General features: G+C 69.7%; 19 protein-coding genes. 8 read left to right on the top strand and 11 right to left on the bottom strand.

Features of this window, described 5'->3' with window-relative positions; translation table 11 throughout:
• Window positions 1-29: 29 nt before the first annotated feature.
• Entirely contained in the window at window positions 30-920 is an 891-nt protein-coding gene (locus ABD151_RS10870; RefSeq protein ID WP_343994184.1) for an AAA family ATPase, read from the bottom strand.
• A gap of 280 nt (window positions 921-1,200) precedes the next feature.
• Between ABD151_RS10870 and ABD151_RS10865 the strand changes: the two genes are divergently transcribed.
• A complete protein-coding gene (locus tag ABD151_RS10865; protein WP_343994182.1) occupies window positions 1,201-1,704 on the top strand; it encodes a pyridoxamine 5'-phosphate oxidase family protein in 504 nt (167 codons plus the stop codon).
• A gap of 175 nt (window positions 1,705-1,879) precedes the next feature.
• Here ABD151_RS10865 and ABD151_RS10860 read toward each other — a convergent pair whose 3' ends face one another.
• Genes ABD151_RS10860 through ABD151_RS10850 form a run of 3 tightly spaced genes read right to left on the bottom strand, consistent with a single transcriptional unit; the run spans window position 1,880 to window position 5,154 of the window.
• A complete protein-coding gene (locus ABD151_RS10860; protein ID WP_343994180.1) occupies window positions 1,880-3,655 on the bottom strand; it encodes an N-acyl-D-amino-acid deacylase family protein in 1,776 nt (591 codons plus the stop codon).
• A 58-nt stretch (window positions 3,656-3,713) separates the two neighbouring features.
• Window positions 3,714-4,388 (bottom strand): 3-oxoacid CoA-transferase subunit B, encoded by a 675-nt coding sequence (locus ABD151_RS10855; protein WP_343994178.1) that lies wholly within the window; start codon window positions 4,386-4,388, stop codon window positions 3,714-3,716.
• A 1-nt stretch (window position 4,389) separates the two neighbouring features.
• Window positions 4,390-5,154: a CoA transferase subunit A gene (locus tag ABD151_RS10850; protein WP_343994176.1), complete on the bottom strand. Its 765-nt coding sequence runs from the start codon at window positions 5,152-5,154 to the stop codon at window positions 4,390-4,392.
• Between the two features lie 124 nt (window positions 5,155-5,278).
• Here ABD151_RS10850 and ABD151_RS10845 point away from each other — a divergent pair, with 124 nt between their 5' ends.
• The 5 genes from ABD151_RS10845 (at window position 5,279) to ABD151_RS10825 (ending at window position 8,288) form a co-directional block, all read left to right on the top strand.
• On the top strand, window positions 5,279-6,031 hold the full coding sequence (locus tag ABD151_RS10845; protein WP_343994174.1) for an IclR family transcriptional regulator: 753 nt from the start codon (window positions 5,279-5,281) through the stop codon (window positions 6,029-6,031).
• 105 nt (window positions 6,032-6,136) lie between these two features.
• Entirely contained in the window at window positions 6,137-6,556 is a 420-nt protein-coding gene (locus tag ABD151_RS10840) for a phage holin family protein (RefSeq protein WP_343994172.1), read from the top strand.
• A complete protein-coding gene (locus ABD151_RS10835; RefSeq protein ID WP_343994170.1) occupies window positions 6,553-6,843 on the top strand; it encodes a DUF3618 domain-containing protein in 291 nt (96 codons plus the stop codon). The genes ABD151_RS10840 and ABD151_RS10835 overlap by 4 nt, the downstream gene beginning before the upstream one ends.
• Window positions 6,844-6,933: 90 nt before the next feature.
• Window positions 6,934-7,245 carry a YtxH domain-containing protein gene (locus ABD151_RS10830; protein WP_343994168.1) on the top strand — a complete coding sequence of 104 codons (312 nt, stop codon included), beginning with the start codon at window positions 6,934-6,936 and terminating at the stop codon, window positions 7,243-7,245.
• Window positions 7,242-8,288 (top strand): YihY/virulence factor BrkB family protein, encoded by a 1,047-nt coding sequence (locus ABD151_RS10825; protein WP_343994166.1) that lies wholly within the window; start codon window positions 7,242-7,244, stop codon window positions 8,286-8,288. The genes ABD151_RS10830 and ABD151_RS10825 overlap by 4 nt, the downstream gene beginning before the upstream one ends.
• A gap of 78 nt (window positions 8,289-8,366) precedes the next feature.
• On the opposite strand, the gene ABD151_RS10820 is transcribed toward ABD151_RS10825, so the two are convergent.
• Genes ABD151_RS10820 through ABD151_RS10790 form a run of 7 tightly spaced genes read right to left on the bottom strand, consistent with a single transcriptional unit; the run spans window position 8,367 to window position 16,590 of the window.
• Window positions 8,367-9,410: an LLM class F420-dependent oxidoreductase gene (locus tag ABD151_RS10820; protein ID WP_343994164.1), complete on the bottom strand. Its 1,044-nt coding sequence runs from the start codon at window positions 9,408-9,410 to the stop codon at window positions 8,367-8,369.
• 8 nt (window positions 9,411-9,418) lie between these two features.
• Complete coding sequence (locus ABD151_RS10815) at window positions 9,419-10,672, bottom strand: acyl-CoA dehydrogenase family protein (RefSeq protein WP_343994162.1); 1,254 nt, start codon at window positions 10,670-10,672, stop codon at window positions 9,419-9,421.
• 48 nt (window positions 10,673-10,720) lie between these two features.
• The gene (locus tag ABD151_RS10810; RefSeq protein WP_343994160.1) at window positions 10,721-11,770 is read right to left on the bottom strand and encodes a phosphotransferase family protein; all 1,050 of its coding nucleotides are present in this window, start codon (window positions 11,768-11,770) and stop codon (window positions 10,721-10,723) included.
• A 44-nt stretch (window positions 11,771-11,814) separates the two neighbouring features.
• Window positions 11,815-12,522, bottom strand: a complete 708-nt coding sequence (locus ABD151_RS10805) for an ABC transporter ATP-binding protein (RefSeq protein WP_343994158.1) — start codon at window positions 12,520-12,522, stop codon at window positions 11,815-11,817.
• Window positions 12,519-14,504, bottom strand: coding sequence for a branched-chain amino acid ABC transporter ATP-binding protein/permease (locus ABD151_RS10800; RefSeq protein WP_343994156.1), 1,986 nt, complete (start codon window positions 14,502-14,504; stop codon window positions 12,519-12,521). The genes ABD151_RS10805 and ABD151_RS10800 overlap by 4 nt, the downstream gene beginning before the upstream one ends.
• On the bottom strand, window positions 14,504-15,370 hold the full coding sequence (locus ABD151_RS10795; protein ID WP_343994154.1) for a branched-chain amino acid ABC transporter permease: 867 nt from the start codon (window positions 15,368-15,370) through the stop codon (window positions 14,504-14,506). Before ABD151_RS10795 ends, ABD151_RS10800 begins: the two co-directional genes overlap by 1 nt.
• 35 nt (window positions 15,371-15,405) lie before the next feature.
• Window positions 15,406-16,590 (bottom strand): ABC transporter substrate-binding protein, encoded by a 1,185-nt coding sequence (locus ABD151_RS10790; RefSeq protein WP_343994152.1) that lies wholly within the window; start codon window positions 16,588-16,590, stop codon window positions 15,406-15,408.
• Window positions 16,591-16,847: 257 nt separating this feature from the next.
• On the opposite strand from ABD151_RS10790, the gene ABD151_RS10785 reads away from it, so the two are divergent.
• Window positions 16,848-17,441: a TetR-type transcription factor C-terminal domain-containing protein gene (locus tag ABD151_RS10785; protein WP_343994150.1), complete on the top strand. Its 594-nt coding sequence runs from the start codon at window positions 16,848-16,850 to the stop codon at window positions 17,439-17,441.
• A gap of 74 nt (window positions 17,442-17,515) precedes the next feature.
• Entirely contained in the window at window positions 17,516-19,036 is a 1,521-nt protein-coding gene (locus ABD151_RS10780) for an AMP-binding protein (protein WP_343994148.1), read from the top strand.
• Window positions 19,037-19,150 lie beyond the last annotated feature (114 nt).

Below are 19,150 nucleotides of genomic sequence, written 5' to 3'. Positions count from 1 at the left end.
CACCAGCAAGCGGGCCGGGCGAGGCTCGCCTAGCGGCTCACCGCCGCCAGGCGAAGCTCTCGCACGGCCCGTTCCTGATCGGTCGCGTGCTTGAGCACCACGCCCAGCGTGCGGCGCGCGGCAGCGGCATCGAGGTCGCCGATCTGCAGCGCGACCATGGTCTGCGCCCAGTCGATGGACTCCGCGATCGAGGGCGCCTTCTTCAGCTCGAGCTCGCGCAGCCGGGCCACCATCTCCACGATCTGGCGCGCCAGGGTCTCGTCGAGGCCGGGCACCGCGCCGAGCAGGATCTCCCGCTCGCGCTCGGCGTCCGGGTAGTCGAGGTGCAGGTAGAGGCAGCGGCGCTTGACCGCCTCCGAGAGCTCGCGGGTGGCGTTCGAGGTCAGCACCACGAACGGACGCCGGACGGCAGTGAGGGTGCCCAGCTCGGGGATGGTGACCTGGAAGTCGGAGAGCACCTCCAGCAGCAGACCCTCCACCTCGACGTCGGTCTTGTCGACCTCGTCGATCAGCAGCACGGTCGGCTCGTCGCGCCGGATCGCGGTGAGCAGCGGCCGGGTCAGCAGGAACTCGTCGGTGAAGATGTCGTCGTGGGTCTCCTCCCACGACGCGTCTCCGGCCGATGCCTGGATCCGCAGCAGCTGCTTCTTGTAGTTCCACTCGTACAGCGCACGCGCCTCATCCAGCCCCTCGTAGCACTGCAGACGCACCAGCTCGGCGCCGATCGAGGAGGCGACGGCCTTCGCGAACTCGGTCTTCCCGACGCCGGCCGGGCCCTCGATCAGCAGCGGCTTGCCCAGGGCTCCGGAGAGGAAGGCGGCCGTCGCCGTCTCCTCCTCGGCGAGGTAGCCGGCCTTGGCCAGCCGGGCGGCCGCATCGTCGGGCGAGTCGAACCACGGATGCGTTGTCGTCGAGGTCACGGCGCGAGCATAGCCGCGGCCAACGAGGACCGCCGTCGGCGTGACGATGGATCGGCAGCGCGCAACAGGGGGCATTGCTGGCGGGGGTCCAGCTGCACTGCCGACACACGGATGTCACTCCGACGGCGGCGACCGGTGACGGGGGGCTCGACCGGTCAACGCACTGTACGTCGGCCATCGACCGCCAAGAGGCGAATTCCGGAATTGAAAGACAACTCGGACAGACAAAACTAGAACGTGTTTCAGGTACGGTGGCGGGAGCCGACCCCAGGAGGAGCACATGAAGCAGCGCGACGTCGTCCAGATGAGCCCGGAGGAGGTCAGCGAATTCCTGACCCGCCAACGCAGCGCCACCGTGGCCACCATCGGCCGCGACGGCCAGATCCACCTGGTCGGCATGTGGTACGCCTACCTGGACGGGCAGCTGTGGCTGGAGACCAAGGGCAAGTCGCAGAAGGCCGTGAACCTGCGCCGCAACGACCGGATCTCGTTGCTGGTCGAGGCCGGGCACACCTACGACAAGCTGCGCGGGGTCGCCGTCGAGGGCCGCGGCGTGCTGATCGAGGACGACGCCGACCAGCTCTGGGCCGTCTGCGTGAACATCTTCGAGCGCTACAACGGTCCCTACTCCGAGGAGATGCGGCCGTTCGTCGAGGCGATGGCCAAGAACCGCGTGCTGGTGCGCATCGACGTCGACGCGACCCGCAGCTGGGACCACCGCAAGCTGGGCCTGCCCGACATGCCGGTCGGCGGCACCAGTGCCGCCGCGATCACCGAGCCGTAGAGGGCCCAGAAATCCAGAGGCGGTCGGGCCCCTCCCTCCGAGGCCCGACCGCTCGCTGAACCAACCCCCGTTCGGTACAGGTGAGACGGCTCAGCGAGACGGCCATGACGCAGTTCCCCGAAAACTTTTCGCTCAATGTGACTTCAGCGCTGCGAATCGCCCGAATTCCGAGCCGTCAGGTCACATTGAGCGGCCGAACGGCCGACTGCCCGAGCGGCAGGAACGAGCCGGTCCCGAACTCGGTGCCGAAGCCGGGCGCGAACTCGCCGCCCTCCCAGACCACGCGCCCACCGATCACGGTGGCATGCACCGCGGCGTCATTGCGGTTCACCATCCGGCTGATGCCGCCTAGCTCGGCCAGCGGCGCCTCGTGGTACTCGTCGACGGAGCCGTCGAGGCCTGCGGGATCGATCACCACCAGATCCGCGCGGTCGCCCTCACGGATCCGGCCGGCGTCGAGGCGGTAGAAGTCGGCGAGCTCGCCGGTCAGCTTGTGCACCGCCTGCTCGCGGGCGATGAACGGCTTGCCGTTCGCCTCGGCGCGGTGCATCCGGTCGAGCAGGCAGACGCCGAAGTTGTAGAAGGCCATGTTGCGCAGGTGGGCGCCGGCGTCCGAGAAGCCGATGGTCACGCCCGGGGTGTTCACCAGCCGGTTGGCGACCTTCTCGCGGGCGTTGGCGATCACCGTGGTCCACCGGAACGCGGTGCCGTGCTCGACGACCAGGTCCAGGAAGCAGTCGACGGGGTGCACGCCACGCTCGCGGGCGACGTCGCCGACCGAGCGGCCGACCAGTGCGGCGTCGGGACACTCGGTGATCCGGGCGTCGTCGAAGTCGCGGTGCCAGACCCGCGGCGAGAACCGCTTCTCGAAGTCGGCGCGGAACCAGCGGCGGTAGGACTCGTCGCGGAGCAGGTCGTTGCGGCCCATCTCCTCCTTGAGGTGGATCGCCTCCCGGCCCGAGCCGAACTCCTCGAAGACCACCAGGTCGATGCCGTCGGCCCAGACCTGGAAGGTCGTCGGCAGGTGCTGCCAGACGAACTTGCCGCGGCCGATCCGGTTGGCCAGGAAGGCCAACGGGGCGAAGATCCGGTTCACCCACGGCTCGGCGCGGGTGTCGGCGGCGCTGAGCAGGGAGACCCGCAACGGCTTGCGGAACAGGCCGGTGGAGGTGGCCAGGTAGAAGCCGACGTCGTACTTGGTGTTCAGGTTCGGCACCCCTTGCAGCACCGCGTCACGACTGCGCAGGAGCTTGCTGATCCGCCGGAACTCCTTCCAGCTCGCGTGCGTCGACGGCAGCGTGCGCGAGCGGTAGCGGTCGCCGTCGAGCTTGTCCCAGGGGTTGGTCATCGTGGAGACGCCGAGGAAGCCGGCGTCGAGCGCCTCGTCGATCCGGCGCTCGATCTCCTTGGCCTCCGCGCGGGTCGGCTTCTGCGCCGGGTCGGTGGAGCGACCCAGCCCCATCACCGAGGCCCGCACGTCGGAGTGGCCGAGGAAGGAGGCGACGTTCGGGCCGAGGGCCAGCTCGTCGAGCGCCTTGGCCCAGTCGCCCGGGGTGGACCACGTCTTCTTCTCCCGCAGCGCCGCCAGCACCGCCTCGCGCGGCAGCGCCTCGACCCGGCTGAACAGGTCGGCGACGTCGAGCGCCTCGGCGTAGACCGCCGAGATCGAGCAGTTGTCGACCAGGACCGTGGTGACGCCGTGGCGCACCGACTCCGTCAGGCCCGGCGCCACGATCAGCTCGGCGTCGTAGTGGGTGTGGGTGTCGATGAAGCCGGGCATCACCCAGCGGCCACGGGCGTCGACCACCCGGTCGGCGCTGCTGACGTCGAGACCGGCCTCGCTGACGGCGACGATCCGCCCGTCCGCGATGCCCACGTCGGCTGGTCGCCCAGGCGCTCCGGTTCCGTCGAAGTAGAGACCTCCGCGAACCAGCACATCGAACTCGCTCATTCCCGCATTCTGCGCTCAATGCGACCTGAGCGCTCCGAAATCGCGGTGAACAGCGCGCTCAGGTCACATGGAGCGGGGGTTCGGTCTTGTCGCGGATCTCGGCCTCGCTGACCCCGGGGGCCAGCTCGACGAGCCGCAGCACGCGGTCGCCGGCGGTTCCGGCCTCGGCGAAGGTGCCGGTGGCCGGGTCGATCACGTCGATCACGCCGAGGTCGGTGATGATCCGCTGGACGACGCCGAGGCCGGTATAGGGCAGCGAGCACTCCTCGACGATCTTGAAGCCACCGTCGCGAGCCACGTGCTCCATCAGCACGACGACCTTCTTGGCGCCGTGCACCAGGTCCATCGCGCCGCCCATCCCCTTGACCATCTTTCCGGGGATCATCCAGTTCGCGATGTCGCCGCGGACCGAGACCTGCATGGCACCGAGGATCGCGGCATCGATCTTGCCGCCGCGGATCATCCCGAAGGAGGTCGCAGAGTCGAAGATCGAGGCACCGCGGTTGAGGGTGACGGTCTCCTTGCCGGCATTGATCAGGTCGGCGTCGACGGCGTCCTCCGTCGGGTACGGCCCGACACCCAGGAGGCCGTTCTCGGACTGAAGCACCAGGTCGACGCCGTCCGGGACGTAGTTGGGCACCAAGGTCGGCAGGCCGATGCCGAGGTTCACGTAGCTGCCGTCGGTCAGCTCGGCGGCAGCGCGGGCCGCCATCTGCTCACGGGTCCAGGCCATCTCAGTTGCCTCCCTCGCGCACGGTGCGCTTCTCGATCCGCTTCTCGGCGGCCTGCTCCGGGGTGAGCGGGACGACGCGGTGCACGTAGACGCCCGGGGTGTGGATCTCGTTGGGGTCGAGCTCACCCGGCTCGACCAGCTCCTCGACCTCGGCGATGGTGATCCGGCCACACATCGCGGCCAGCGGGTTGAAGTTGCGCGCCGAGTCGCGGTAGACGAGGTTGCCGTGCCGGTCGCCCTTCCAGGCCCGCACCAGACCGAAGTCGGCCACGATCGCCCGCTCCATCACGTAGTCGCGACCGTCGAAGCGGCGCACCTCCTTGGCCGGCGAGGCGATCTCCACGTTGCCGGCGTCGTCGTACTTCCAGGGCAGGCCGCCGTCCGCGACCTGGGTGCCGACGCCGGTGGCGGTGAAGAACGCCGGGATGCCGGAGCCGCCGGCCCGCATCCGCTCGGCGAGCGTGCCCTGCGGGGTGAGCTCCACCTCGAGCTCGCCGGAGAGGTACTGCCGCGCGAACTCCTTGTTCTCCCCGACGTAGGAGGAGATCATCCGGCGGATCCGTCGCTGACCGAGCAGCAGGCCGAGCCCCCAGTCGTCGACGCCGCAGTTGTTGGAGGCGACCTCGAGGTCGCTCGCGCCCTGCTCCAGCAGGGCTTGGATCAGCACCGACGGAATTCCGCAGAGTCCGAATCCGCCGACCGAGAGGGTCGCGCCGCTGCCGATGTCTGCCACCGCCGCCTGCGCCGAGTCCACGACTTTGTCCATGCCGCCATTGCACTCCCGGGCAGCGGTGACGGTCAACGACCGGACGGCGACGCGGCGGGGATTGCTCGGTGCGTGGCCACTGCGAGGCTGTAGCGTTCATTCAGTGGACACCCCCGTAAGCGTCGTGGAACGAGTACATCTGGTGCTGCGCGAGGTGGGCGCCCATGAGCCGGATGGCGTGAACACCACTCAGATCGCCCGGGCCATCGGGCTACCTCGACCCACCGTGCACCGGCTCCTCGGCTCGCTGCGCGAGGTCGGCATGGTGGAGCGCGAGACCGACAGCGACCGCTGGGTGGTCGGCTCCGAGCTGTACGTGCTCGGTGCCGTGGCCGCCCGTCGCCACGACGTCACGCAGTACGCGCTGCCGATCGTGCGCGAGCTGGCGGTGGCCACCGGCGAGAGCGCGTTCTTCTCGGTGCGCCGCGGCAACGACACGATTTGTCTGCTCGCCGAGGACGGCGCCTTCCCGTTGCGCAGCCATGTGCTGCACGAGGGCGCGCGGTTCCCGCTCGGCGTGGTCTCGGCCGGGTTGGCGATCCTGGCCCACCTCGACGACCGTGAGATCGCCGACTACCTCGACGCCGTCGATCTGGCCACGCAGTTCGGGCCCGCGCATGGCCGCGACGCCGTGCTGGAGCGGGTGGCGACCACCCGCCGTCACGGATACGCGGTGAACCCGGGCTTGGTCGTCGAGGGCAGCTGGGGCATGGCAGCGGTGGTCTTCGACGTCGCCGAGCAACCGCGGTGGGCACTCACCCTGACCGGCGTCGAGCACCGCTTCTCCCCGGAGCGCCACGCTGAGCTGGGCGACCTGCTGCTCCGCGCCGCGCACACGCTCTCCACCAGGATCGCGCGCGGCACCGGACGGCGCTGAGCGCGTCGTCTCGTCGGCCTGCATGAATCACGCCGGTCCGGGAACCGTCGCAGAAGACCCGCGGCGGTTCTCGGAGCACGCGGGCTGTTGGAACGGAGGCAGTCGATGGCGAACGATCCCCATACCGCACCGCACCGAGCCGAGGAGCCGACGACCGGGCAGCTGCTCGTCCAGGCCTCGCAGGAGATGCGGGAGCTGGTGCGCAGCGAGATGCGCCTCGCCCAGGTGGAGCTGACGACAAAGGCGAAGGGGATCGGGGTGGGCGCCGGCATGCTCAGCGGCGCCGGCCTGATCGCCCTGTACGGCGTGGGCGTCGTGCTCGCTGCGGCCGTGCTGGCCCTCGCCCTGGTGATGGACGCCTGGCTCGCGGCGCTCATCGTCGGCGTTGCCCTGCTGGCGATCGCGGCCGTGGTCGGCATGGTCGGCAAGAGCCGGGTCCAGGCGGCGGCACCGCCCGCCCCCACCGAGACCCTCGACAACGTGAAGCAGGACGTCGCCGCTGTGAAGGGAGGACTGCACCGATGAGTGACCACGAGTCCACACCGGAGTCCGTCGCCGCCGCCGAGCACGCCGTCGAGCAGGCTCGCGCCGACGTGGCGGAGACCCTCGACGCGTTGGCCGCCAAGTTCGACGTCAAGGCGCGGGCGACGGAGCGCGCCCACGCCACCGCCGATGCCGCCAAGGAGCAGGCGCACCTGCTCGCCGACCGCGTCACCACCGAGCGTGGCGGTCCCGAGCCGTGGCTGATCGCGGCTGCGGTCGGCGTGGTCGTGGGCATCGTCGGCGTCGTGGTGCTGCACCGACGGCGGTAGCCGCATGGAAGCTCGGCGGGCGGGAACCGAAGACCGGTGACCACATCATCACCGGCGTCGCGGACGCCGGTGCGATCTCAGGAGGCAGAGATGGGGAAGCTCGGATTCCTCGCAGGCGCAGGCGTCGGCTACGTGCTCGGAGCACGCGCCGGTCGTGAGCGCTACGAGCAGATCAAGCACCTGACACAGCGGGCGTGGCACAACCCGCGGGTTCAGCGGCAGGCCGCGCACGCACAGGCGGTCGTCGCCGAGAAGGCCTCCCAGGCTCAGGACGTGGTGGGTGAGAAGGCCACCCACGCCGCGAGCTACGTGCAGGAGGCGGTCAAGGAGCAGGTGCACGGGATGACCGGACACGGCGAGACAGCGCCCGGCTCCAGCGGGACGACGCCGCCGCGGCCGTGAGCCCGGCCAAGGGCGCGCACGTCGAGCCCGACGCAGCGAGCAAGCCCGATTCACCCACCGACCTGACCAAGCACTCGTGGCTCTACGTGGTGCGCAAGACGGCGCGCGAGTTCACCAAGGACCAGTGCACCGATCTCGCGGCCGCACTCACCTACTACGCAGTGCTCGCGGCGTTCCCGGCGATGATCGCGTTGCTCTCCCTGGTCGGCGTGTTCGGGCAGGGACAACGGACCGTCGACACCCTGCTCCAGATCCTCGACGACGTGGGCGCCGGATCGGCTGCCGACACCGTCGAGCCGATCCTGACCCGGCTCAGCGAGACCCCGAACGCCGGGCTCGGGTTGATCCTCGGACTGGTGGTCGCCCTGTGGTCGGCCTCCGGCTACGTCGGAGCCTTCGCGCGCGGCATGAACCGGATCTACGAGGTCGGCGAGGGGCGCCCGATCTGGAAGCTGCGGCCGCTGATGCTGCTGCTCACGCTGGTCCTGGTGGTGCTGGTGGCGCTGGTCGCCCTCGGCCTCGTCGTCACCGGTGCCGCAGCCGAGGCGGTCGGGGACGCGATCGGGTTGGGCGACGCGGCGATCACCGTCTGGAGCATCGCGAAGTGGCCGGTCATGCTGGCGGTGGTGGTGCTGATCGTGGCGCTGCTCTACTACGTGACGCCGAACGTGCAGCAGCCCCGGTTCCGCTGGGTCAGTGTGGGTGCGGTGCTGGCGATCGTGACCTGGGCACTCGCCTCGGCCGGCTTCGGTCTCTACGTCGCGGGCTTCTCGTCCTACGACAAGACCTACGGCTCCCTGGCCGGTGCCATCGTCTTCCTGCTCTGGCTGTGGATCACGAACCTCGCGTTGCTCTTCGGCGCCGAGCTGGACGCCGAGCTCGAGCGCGGCCGCGAGCTGCAGGCCGGGATCCCCGCCGAGCGGCGCATCCAGCTCCCCCTGCGCGACGACCGGAACACCGAGAAGGTGGCCGAGAAGCAGCGCGAGGACGTCGAGCGGGGCCACGCCCTACGCCGCTCGCGCGGCACCGACGACGGCGAGTAGCCGCTCCCGACACGACTGTGCCGTCGTCCGGTGCCGCAGGTGGCACCGGACGACGGCACAGTCGAGCGAGGCTGGGGATCAGCCGGCCACGTACTCCTTGAGCCGCCTGATGTCCTCCACCTGGCGGGCGTGGGCGCCGGCCAGCGGGCGCACGTTCAGGGTGGTCACGCCGGCCTCGGCGAAGGCGGCGGCGCGCTCGCGGACGTGGCCGGGTGCGCCGATCAGGGCCACGCCGTGCACCAGCGCATCCGGGACGGCGGCAGCGGCAGCCGCCCGGTCGCCGTCCAGGAAGTGCTTCTGGACCTGCTCCGCCTCGGCCTCGAAGCCGTAGCGCGACGCCAGGTTGAAGTAGTAGTTCTTCCCCTTGGCGCCCATCCCGCCGATGTAGAGCGCGAGGTGTGCGCGGACCTCGGCGATCCCGGCCGCCAGCTCGTCGGCGTCCTCACTGACCAGCAGCTGCGTGTCGACCATGACGTCGAGCTCCCCCAGCTCCGGCGCACGCTTGGCACGGCCCTGGTCGAGCGACTCACCGAAGACCTCACCGGCCCGCTCGGGCAGGTAGAAGATCGGCTCCCAGCCCTCGCAGAGCTCGGCGGCGAGCGCGACGTTCTTCGGCCCGAGCGCGGCCAGCACGATCGGGATCCGCGAGCGCAGCGGCGTGTTGATCAGCTTCAGCGGCTTGCCGAGACCGGTTCCGCCGGCCTCCTCCGTCAGCGGCACCTGATAGTGCTTGCCCGCGTGCTGCACCCGCTGACCGCTCCACACCTGCCGGCAGATGTCGACGACCTCACGGGTCCGGCCCAGCGGCGCGTCGAACTTCACGCCGTGGAAGCCCTCCACCACCTGCACGCCGGACGAGCCGATGCCGAGAACGAACCGCCCACCCGACACGTAGTCCACGCCGGCGGCGGTCATCGCCAGCAGGGTGGGCGTGCGCGAGTAGATGTTCAGGATGCTGGTGGCGATCTGCACGGTGCTGGTCTTCGCCGCGATATAGCCGAGCTGGCTGACCGAGTCGAAGGTGTACGCCTCCGGCAGCAGCACGATGTCGAGCCCGGCGTCCTCGAACTCGCGCAGACCCTCGACGGTCTCGTCGATGCCGCCCGAGTACTTCAGCGGCATCCCGATCCTCATGCGGACCCCAGCGGGCTCAGCTCGGCGACCCGGCCCAGCTCGTTCTTGGCGATCGTGCGCAGGTGCACCTCGTCCGGACCGTCGAAGATCCGCATCGCGCGGTGCCAGCCGTACATCGCGGTCAGCGGCACGTCGTCGCTGACGCCGGCACCGCCGTGAACCTGGATCGCGCGGTCGATGACATCGAGTGCCACGCGCGGCACCGAGACCTTCGCCATCGACACATACGGGGCCGCGGCCTTGTTGCCACGCTCGTCGATCACCTTCGAGGTGTACTGGCACAGCAGTCGTGCCTGCTCGATCGCGAGCCGCGACTCAGCCATCTGCTGCTGCACCATTCCCTGCTCAGCAAGGGGCTTGCCGAACGCGATCCGGCTCTGCACCCGCTGCGACATCAGCTGCATCGCCCGCTCCGCGGCACCCAGTGCGCGCATGCAGTGGTGGATGCGGCCCGGGCCGAGGCGGGCCTGCGCCAGCGCGAAGCCCTCCCCCTCGCCACCGAGCAGGTTGGTCGCCGGCACCCGCACGTCGGTGAACAGCACCTCGCAGTGACCGTGCTGGTCGTGGCGGCCGAAGACAGGGACGTCGCGCACGATCTCCACGCCCGGCGTCTCGATCGGGACCAGGATCATCGACTGCTGGCGGTGCCGCGCCAGCGTGGGGTCGGTCTTGCCCATCACGATCAGCACCTTGCAGCGCGGGTCGGCCGCACCGCTGGTCCACCACTTGCGACCGTTGATCACGTACTCGTCGCCGTCGCGCACGATGCTGGTCTCGATGTTCGTCGCGTCGGAGGAGGCGACCGCGATCTCGGTCATCGCGAACGCGGAGCGGATCGTTCCGTCCAGCAGGGGCTGCAGGTACTGCTCCTTCTGCTCCGGCGTGCCGAACAGGTGCAGCAGCTCCATGTTGCCGGTGTCAGGCGCCTGGCAGTTCAAGGCCTCCGGGGCGATCTCCAGGCTCCAACCGGTGATCTCGGCGAGTGCCGAGTAGTCCAGGTTGGAGATGCCGGAGACCGCGGGCAGGAAGAGGTTCCACAGCCCGCGCTCCTTCGCCTTCACCTTGAGCTCCTCGACCACCGGCGGCACGGTGTGGTCGTCGGGCCCGTTCGCCTTGCGGTGCGCGTGGTAGGCGTGCTCGGCCGGGAAGACCTCGTTGTTCATGAACTCGATCAGCGTCTTGCGCAGGTCACGAGCACGAGGGGACAGGGTCAGGTCTGCTTCGACGAGACCGGAGAGATCAGGCGACATGGGGGCTCCTGAGGTTGAGGAATGAGGGAACGAAGTGGCGGACAGCGCTCAGCCGGCGCGCAACAGGGCGCGGCTGAGCAACGGCGCCACCATCGCGCCGATGTCGTCGAAGCCCTCGCCGGTGGTCTCGCCCTTGAGGTGACGGTGGTGGATCTGCTCCAAGATCACCGCGAGCTTGAAGTCGGAGAAGGCCAGGTACCACTCGATGCCCTCGACGTCGATGCCACGGCGCTCGGCGTAGCGCTCCACCACGTGGCTCGCCGTGGAGAACCCCTCGTGCGCGGTGGCACCGGCGGAGATCGGGTTCCACGGCTGGCCCGGCTCGTCCCAGAAGCTGACCAGGAAGCCCAGGTCGGCGATGGTGTCGCCGACGGTGGCCATCTCCCAGTCCAGGACGCCGAGGATGCGGCCCGGAGCGTCCGGGTCGACCATCACGTTGTCGATCTTGTAGTCACCGTGCACGATCCCCGTGTGCCGGGTCTCCGGCAGGCCGTCGTAGAGCAGCCGCAGCAGATCGCTGACGCCGTCGTTGGGCGCCGTCTTGACGACGTCCCACTGCCGGGCCCAGCGGTCCAGCTGTCGCTTCAGGTAGCCGTCAGGGCGACCGAGGTTCTCCAGGCCCACCGCGGCCGGGTCGATCTCGTGCAGGTGCACCAGCGTCTCCACCATCGCCTCCGCGAGCGCGGCGCGCTGCTCCACCGACAGCTCGGCCGTGTCCTGGTGGGTGCGGAAGGTGCGACCGGGAATCCGGTCCATCACATAGAACGGCGCCCCCAGGACGTCCTCGTCGGTGCAGTGCGCGACCACGTTGGGCACCGGCACCGGGGTGTCGCGCAGCGCCGAGACCACCCGTGCCTCACGGCCGACGTCGTGGGCGTTCGCCCAGACCTGCCCGTACGGCGGGCGACGGAGCACCCAGTCGTGGGTGCCGTCGCTGAGCAGGTAGGTCGGGTTGCTGCGTCCACCCGCGATCAGCGAGGCGTCGAGGTCGCCGGCCAGGCCGGCATGGCCCTGCTCCTGCAGCGTGGCATGGAGATAGTCCTGCAGGGCAGGGAGCGCGAGCTGGTCGGCGCTCCCTGCCGTGGGAAGGTCGTTCATGGTGTCCTAACTGAGCGTTGAGAGTCAGACGACGGCGCGTGCGATCAGGCGCCGAGATACGCCTTGCGGACGGCGTCCGAGGAACGGATCTCGTGCGAGGGCCCGGAGGCGACGACGGCGCCGTGCTCGAGCACGTGGGCCTCGGTCGCCAGCTCCAGGGCGGCGTCCACCCGCTGCTCGATCAGCAGCACGCCGGCACCGGTCTGCTCGGTGATCATGGAGATCAGCCGGAAGACCTCGAAGCTCAGCCGCGGGCTGAGTCCGAGCGACGGCTCGTCGAGCAGCAGGTAGCGCGGTTGCGAGGCGGCAGCACGGGTCAGCGCGACCATCTGCTGCTCGCCACCCGAGAGCAGGCCGGCCCGCTGTCCCCACCGCTCGCGCAGCACCGGGAAGCTGTCCAGCAGGCTCTCGACGACGTCGTCGCCCTTGCGCCTGCCGACTGCGTGGCGGCCCATCGCGATGTTCTCGGCGACGGTGAGCCCGCCGAAGAGCCGGCGCCCCTCGGGCACGTGGATCAGGCCGAGGCCGGCTCGCTTCTCCGGTGCCATCCGCTGGATCGGCGTGCCGTCGAGCTCGATGGTGCCGGAGGTGGCGCGGAGCAGGCCGCTGAGGGTGAGCGCCAGGGTGGACTTGCCGGCGCCGTTGGCCCCGACGACCGAGGCCACGGTGCCCGGTGCGATCTCCATCGACACCTCCTGCAGCACGCGCAGGCGGCCGTAGCCGGAGACCAGGTTGTTGACGATGAGACTCATGCGTTGTCCGTCCTCTCCAACGGTGCGCCGGCCGGCTCCGCGACCGCGGAGACGCCGAGGTAGGCCTCGACCACGTGCGGGTCGGCGAGCACCTCGGCAGGCTTGCCATGGGCGAGCACCGAGCCGGTGTTCATGCAGGTGACCTCGTCGGAGACCATCGTGACGAGCTCCATGTGGTGCTCGACGATGATCATCGCGAGCCCCCGGGCACGCAGGCGCAGCATCAGCTGGCCGAGCTCGGCGGTCTCCGCGGTGTTGAGGCCCGCAGCGGGCTCGTCGAGGATCAGCAGGCTCGGGTCGCTGGCCAGCGCGCGGGCGATCTCCAGTGCCCGCTGCTTGCCGTAGGAGAGGCTGCCGGCCTCGAGGTGCTCGAAGCCCTTGAGGCCCACCAGCTCCATCAGCTCGGCGGTGCGCTCGCGCATCACCCGGTCGCGGCGGTACTCGCTCGGCAGCTTCAGCCAGGCCTTCCAGAACGGCAGCGTGCCGGTGTGCGCGAAGCCGGAGAGCACGTTCTCCTCGACGGTCTCGTGACCGAAGAGCAGCGGCGTCTGGAAGGTGCGGGCAATCCCGGAGCGGATGATCCGGTAGGTCGGTGCGGTGTCGATCCGCTGTCCACGCAGGGCGATCTCGCCCTCGTTGGGCGCGTACACGCCGGTGATCAGGTTGGCCAGCGTGGTCTTGCCGGCTCCGTTGGGCCCGATCAGCGCATGCACCTGGCCGGCCCGGACGGTGAGGTCGACGCCGTCGACGGCGGTCAGGCCGCCGAACATCCGGCGCACGCCGCGCACGGTGAGCAGGACGTCCTCGCCGGAGGTCTCGCGAGGGGACTCCTCCTGCTCGGTCATCTCCGCAGCCTCCGCGGTCGGGGCCGCGGCGCCGGCGTCCGGCTCGACGTCGGCGTTCACCGCAGCCGGGCGGAAGCGGTGCACCAGGCCCTGCACGCCGCCGACCAGGCCTTGCGGCAGCACGGCGAGGGTGAGGATCAGCAGCAGGCCGATCAGGCCCGGGGTGGAGAGGTACCAGCTCTCGCTGATGTTCTTCTGCGCGGTGACCAGCGGCTGCAGGACGTCGGTCTGCTGCAGCAGCACGATCACGATCGAGCCGACGATCGGGCCGAGCACCGTCCCGGCACCGCCCAGCATCACGGCCAGGATGATCGTGATCGACAGGTAGATGTTGAACGACTCCGGCTGCAGGTGAGCGAAGACCTGCACGTAGAAGACACCGCCGACGGCACCGTAGACCGAGGCCACCGCCATCGCGGCGACCTTGCGGGCGTAGACGTTGACGCCGAGGTGCGCGGCCAGGTGCTCACTCGTGCCGATCGCGCGCAGCGAGCGACCCCACGAGGACTGGGACACGTTGCGGTAGCCGTACAGCGCGACCACCAGGACGATCAGGATCGCCAGGATGACGTCGGCAGGGATCCCGGCGAAGAGCGGCGGGTCGAGCTCCATGCCGAAGACCTTGATCGGCTCGAGCAGGCCGCTGCCGTGGTCGAGCGTGTTCGGGTAGCCGGAGAGCCGGCCGAGCGGGGCCCACTCGACGAGGATCCGCTCGACCAGGATCGTGACGACGAGCGTGATCATCGCGAAGGACGGGCCGCGCAGGCGCATCGAGGCCATCGCCAGCAGGGCGCCGATGACACCCGCGATGACGAGAGCGGCGACCATCGCGAGCAGCGGGTGCCACCCGCCGTCCAGGGTCAGCCAGGCACTGGCATAGGCGCCGATCGCGAAGAACGCGCCCTGGCCCAGCGAGACCAGGCGGGCATGACCGACCAGGAAGTTGAGGCCCACAGCCGCGACCATGATCGCGCAGATGGAGCCGAGGATCTGGCTGTCGGCAAGGGTGATGCCCTCACCCGACATGGCTGGGCGCGAGGCCCAGAAGGCGATCAGGCCGAGGGCGAGGACCCAGAGCAGATCGCGCAGTGCGGGGCGCTTGCGCACCGTCGCTGCGAGTTCGGTCAGCCGCGCCATCACAGCTTCGCCTCCATACGTCGACCCAGCAGGCCCTCAGGTCGGATGACCAGGACCACGATCACGAGGAGCAGGCCGAAGACCTGACCCCACAGCGCACCCACCTGGTACGAGCCGACCTGGACGACCACGGCGAAGAGCGCGCCGCCGACCAGGGGCCCCCAGAAGGAGGTGAGTCCGCCGATGACGCCGACCGCGAAGGCCGACACCAGGATGTGCACGCCGAGCCCCGGCGTCGCGCCGACCTCGGCCGCCCACAGGATGCCCGCGAGACCGGCGATCGCCGAGGCCAGGGCGTAGGCCATCACGCCGACCCGGCGCGGGGAGACGCCCATCAGCGAGACCGCCTGCGGGTCCTCGGCGGTGGCACGCATCAGCACGCCCGCCGAGGTGAAGCGCGAGCCGAGGACGAGGGCGACGGTGACCAGCACCGCGACCAGCGCGATCCACAGCTGCTGCTTGTTGACCGCCACCCCCAGCAGGGAGGTGGTGCCCTCGGCACGGGCGAACGGCAGCTTCTGCGGGTTCGCGCCCTCGGCGTGGGTCAGCAGGTTGAGCAGCACGTAGGACAGGCCCACGGTGCTGAGCAGCCAGCGGCTGTCGTGCTCACTGCGGGCGAAGGGGACCACCAGCAGCCGATAGGCGATGGCACCGATGATGCCGGCCGCCACGACCCCGACCGCCACCTTGCCCGGGGTGGGGAGCCAGCTCCAGCTCCCCACCCCCAGGGCGACGAAGGCGCCGATAGCGAGGAATTCACCCGAGGCGAAGTTGATCGTCCGTGATGTGACGTACGTGAGGACGAATCCTTGCGCCACCAGGGCGTACAGGCCACCGAGGACCAGTCCGCTCACTATCGCGTCCATTGTTGCCTTCCGTTTCTAGCGATGTGCGTTGGGCGTCAGCAGGTGCCCGAGAGGCACTCTTCGAGGTTGCCGCGCATCTCGAGGTCGCCCTTGTCGTTGAAGCCGAAGACGTTCCAGGCGGACGGGTCCTCGGCCTCGTAGAGCTCGTGGTCGCCGGCGGCGAACGGAGCGTCGATGGTGTCGGCGCCGACGGAGACGGAGGCGATGCCCTCCATCGCCTTGCGCACGGCGTCGTAGTCGCCGGCGTCGCCGGCCTCGGCCACGCCCGCCAGGTAGGCGTCGATGGCGGCCATCACGCTGTACACGTTGGTGGGCAGGATCGGCGCCTCGTCGAACTTCGCCTGGTAGTCCTTGGCGATGGTGGCGAGGTTCTCACCGACCAGGTCGCGCGGGTCGACGAAGACCAGGTTCTCCCACTGGCCCGGGTCGGCCAGCTCGGCGAAGTCGGCCATGATCGTGGCGTTGGTGACCACGCGCTTGGGCTTGAGGCCCTGCTGCGCGATCGTCTTGGTGACGGTCGAGGTGTCGGCGCCCGCGGTGATCGCGAGGAAGACGGAGTCGACGCCGGCGGCCTTGAGGCGCGAGATGCCGGCGCTGAAGTCGGTGGCGCCGGGCTGGATCGCCTCGACGGCGGCGACCGTCTTGCCGAGCTTCTTGGCCTCGGCCTTGACCGAGTCGACGCCGCTCTGGCCGTAGGCGTCGGCCGAGTGGACGACACCGACCTTGGCGTCGTCGGCGAAGAGCAGCGAGGCGACGACCTCACTGAGGTCGGCCGAGTTGTAGTTGGTGCGGAAGAGCCAGTTCTGCTCGAGCGACTCGTCCATGATCTCCGGCGCGATGGCCGGGGAGAGCCACGGGCGACCGGTGCGCTGGATGACGTCGGCCACCTGGAGCGCGTTGCCGGACAGCGGCGGACCGAGGATCGCGTCGACGTTCTCCTCGTTCAGCAGCTTCTGCACCGCACGCGACGCGCCGTCGGGGGTGCCCTGGTCGTCGACCTCGACCAGCTCGACCTTGAGGTCGTACTTCTCAGCGAGCTGCGCGACTGCGAGCTCCGCCGGACGGATCAGGTCGGTGTAGTACTGCGGCGCCGGGCCGGTCTCAGGACCGACGACACCGATCCGCACGGTGCCATCCGACGAGCCACCTTCGCTCGATCCGCCACAGGCCGACAGGGCCAGGGCGGCGGTGGCCAACGCGACAATCGCGAGCTTCTTCATGCCGAACTCCTCATTCATCCACACCCCAAGCGAGCGTGATCGGCCTCACCTTAGGACGCAGGTCACAGGAAAAACAATACCGAACGCTCGTTAAAAATATTTTCTTGGGTCGAAAGCCTGCTCAGAGCACCCCGAAGCAGCCGTCGAACGGGGTGGGGAGACACCCCCTCGAGAGGTCCGGGAGTGGAGCAAGGGCACCCGTCGGCGCGCAGATGCAACTAGAGTCGTGCCTGATCCAGACACAGGAGGACCCACAGGTGGCCAAGCAGGCTCGCGGAGGACGCAGCGTGATCCTCAATGCGGCAACGACGTTGTTCTACCGCGTGGGGTACCACGGAGCGTCGATCCGCGACATCGCCCGAGAGGCCGACATCACCGTCGCCTCGATCTACTACCACTTCGCCTCGAAGCAGGAGATCCTGCAGGAGATCATGGTCGCCCTGCTCTCCGAGGTGATGCAGGAGACCCGCGCCGCAGTCCTTGGCGCAGGCGAGAAACCGGAGGATCAGCTCAGCGCGATCATGCGGGCCTGGGTCGCCTTCCACATCCGCGAGCAGGCGAAGGCGACCATCGGCGCCACCGAGATCCGCAGCCTCGACGACGAAGGGCGGACCAAGGTCGTGGCCCTTCGCGACGAGCAGGAGAACCTCTTCCGCGCGGTCATCCAGCACGGCGCGGACCAGGGTCGGTTCGCCACCCCCGACCCGGTCGAGGCGGCCCGCGCCGTGGTCAGCCTGGGCCGCAACATCGTGAGCTGGTACCGGCCCGACGGCCCGAAGTCTCCCCAGCAGTTCGCCGACGACTACGCACGCTTCGCCGTCGCCCTGGTGGAGTTCGTCGACCTGAACTAGTTCACCCCCAGGCCCGCGATCTGATCGGCCCCAGGGTCTTCCATTTATAGCGAGCGTTATACATACTGGCCGTTATGAGCTTCATCGACGACCATGCTGCCCGGACCCCGGAGAAGGCCGCGTACATCCTCGGCGACCAGGTGGTCACCTACCGCGAGCTGACCGACGCATCGATCCAGATCGCGAACTTCATCCGGGCGCAGGACGTCGGGCCGGGCGACGTCGTCGCGCTGCTGCTCCCCAACGCAGTCGGCATCCTCGAGGCGGCCTGGGCCTGCCAGCGCTCCGGCCTGCGCTACACCGCGATCTCCGACCGGCTCACCGCCGCGGAGATCGAGTACATCCTGCGCGACAGCGGCGCCAAGCTGCTGATCACCGCGCAGCGCTACGACGCCGTCGTCACCGCGGCACTCGCGGCGTCGTCGTCACCGATCCCCGCGTACGGGATCGACGGTGCCGGCGAAGGCTTCGCAGACCTGCGCCCGCTGATCGCCGAGCAGCCGACCACGCCGACCGGCCCGGAGAGCGAGGGCGTGGACCTGCTCTACTCGTCGGGCACCACCGGACGCCCCAAGGGCGTTGCGGCTCGCCTCGACAATCTGCCGCTGGGCACCGCGAGCGGCACCGGGCCGTTCCTCCAGGCGACCTGGGACTTCAACGAGGAGAGCATCTACCTCTCCCCCGCGCCGCTGTACCACGCAGCGCCGATGCGCACCTCGATGACGGTGCAGCGCTTCGGCGGCACCGTCGTGGTGATGGCGAAGTTCGACGCCGCCGAGGCGCTGCGGCTGATCGAGAAGCACCAGGTGACGCACACCCAGATGGTGCCGACCATGTTCGTCCGGATGCTCAACCTGCCCGCCGAGGAGCGCGACCGGGCGGACGTCTCCAGTCTCAAGGCCGTGATCCACGCCGCCGCACCCTGCCCGCCGGCGGTGAAGCGCGCGATGATCGAATGGATGGGTCCGATCGTGGATGAGTTCTACTCCTCCACCGAGGCCATCCTGATGACGCTGATCCGCTCCGAGGAGGCGCTGCGCAAGCCGGGCTCGGTGGGCCGCGCGATCCTCGGCACCCCGCACATCCTCGACGAGAGCGGCAACGAGCTGCCCGCCGGCGTGCCCGGCATCATCTGGTCGGAGGGTGGGCTCGACTTCGAGTACCTCAACTCGCCCGAGAAGACCGCCGGCACCCGCAACGAGCAGGGCTGGCGGACCGTGGGCGACATCGGCTACCTCGACGACGAGGGCTACCTGTTCCTCAGCGACCGGCGTGAGGACCTGATCCTGGTCGGCGGCGTCAACGTCTACCCGCAGGAGGCCGAGAACCTGCTGCTCGAGCACCCGCTGGTCCTCGACGCCGGAGTCTTCGGCGCCTCCCACCCGGAGTACGGCCAGGAGGTGCGCGCCGTGGTCCAGCTCAAGCCCGGCATCGAGCCGAGCGAGGCACTGGCCGAGGAGCTGATCGCGTTCACCCGCGAGCGGCTCGCCAAGGTGAAGTGCCCGCGGGTCCTGGAGTTCAGCGAGACGCTGCCCCGCACCCCCACCGGCAAGCTGCTGCGCCGCGAGCTTCGCCGCGTCGCCGACGAGGCCTGAGCGCCCCGTCCCCCGATCCGTCCGTCGCCTCGCGCCGTTCCCCACAGTTCGAACGCGGCGGACGCACTGACGACGGACCCCGAGCCCCACGGGGTCCGTCGTCCCCACGCTCAA

The organism is Nocardioides dubius, from assembly GCF_039528155.1.
In the GTDB taxonomy this organism is placed as follows: Bacteria; Actinomycetota; Actinomycetes; order Propionibacteriales; family Nocardioidaceae; genus Nocardioides; species Nocardioides dubius.
This window is presented reverse-complemented; position numbering and strand designations above follow the sequence as displayed.

Coding starts and splice junctions, on each gene's coding strand:
- ABD151_RS10850 (WP_343994176.1), bottom strand. CDS start 5,154: ATGGACAAAGTCGTGGACTCGGCGCAGGCGGCGGTGGCAGACATCGGC.
- ABD151_RS10810 (WP_343994160.1), bottom strand. CDS start 11,770: ATGAACGACCTTCCCACGGCAGGGAGCGCCGACCAGCTCGCGCTCCCT.
- ABD151_RS10860 (WP_343994180.1), bottom strand. CDS start 3,655: ATGAGCGAGTTCGATGTGCTGGTTCGCGGAGGTCTCTACTTCGACGGA.
- ABD151_RS10815 (WP_343994162.1), bottom strand. CDS start 10,672: ATGTCGCCTGATCTCTCCGGTCTCGTCGAAGCAGACCTGACCCTGTCC.
- ABD151_RS10805 (WP_343994158.1), bottom strand. CDS start 12,522: ATGAGTCTCATCGTCAACAACCTGGTCTCCGGCTACGGCCGCCTGCGC.
- ABD151_RS10830 (WP_343994168.1), top strand. CDS start 6,934: ATGGGGAAGCTCGGATTCCTCGCAGGCGCAGGCGTCGGCTACGTGCTC.
- ABD151_RS10780 (WP_343994148.1), top strand. CDS start 17,516: ATGAGCTTCATCGACGACCATGCTGCCCGGACCCCGGAGAAGGCCGCG.
- ABD151_RS10800 (WP_343994156.1), bottom strand. CDS start 14,504: ATGGCGCGGCTGACCGAACTCGCAGCGACGGTGCGCAAGCGCCCCGCA.
- ABD151_RS10865 (WP_343994182.1), top strand. CDS start 1,201: ATGAAGCAGCGCGACGTCGTCCAGATGAGCCCGGAGGAGGTCAGCGAA.
- ABD151_RS10840 (WP_343994172.1), top strand. CDS start 6,137: ATGGCGAACGATCCCCATACCGCACCGCACCGAGCCGAGGAGCCGACG.
- ABD151_RS10820 (WP_343994164.1), bottom strand. CDS start 9,410: ATGCCGCTGAAGTACTCGGGCGGCATCGACGAGACCGTCGAGGGTCTG.
- ABD151_RS10835 (WP_343994170.1), top strand. CDS start 6,553: ATGAGTGACCACGAGTCCACACCGGAGTCCGTCGCCGCCGCCGAGCAC.
- ABD151_RS10790 (WP_343994152.1), bottom strand. CDS start 16,590: ATGAAGAAGCTCGCGATTGTCGCGTTGGCCACCGCCGCCCTGGCCCTG.
- ABD151_RS10795 (WP_343994154.1), bottom strand. CDS start 15,370: ATGGACGCGATAGTGAGCGGACTGGTCCTCGGTGGCCTGTACGCCCTG.
- ABD151_RS10855 (WP_343994178.1), bottom strand. CDS start 4,388: ATGGCCTGGACCCGTGAGCAGATGGCGGCCCGCGCTGCCGCCGAGCTG.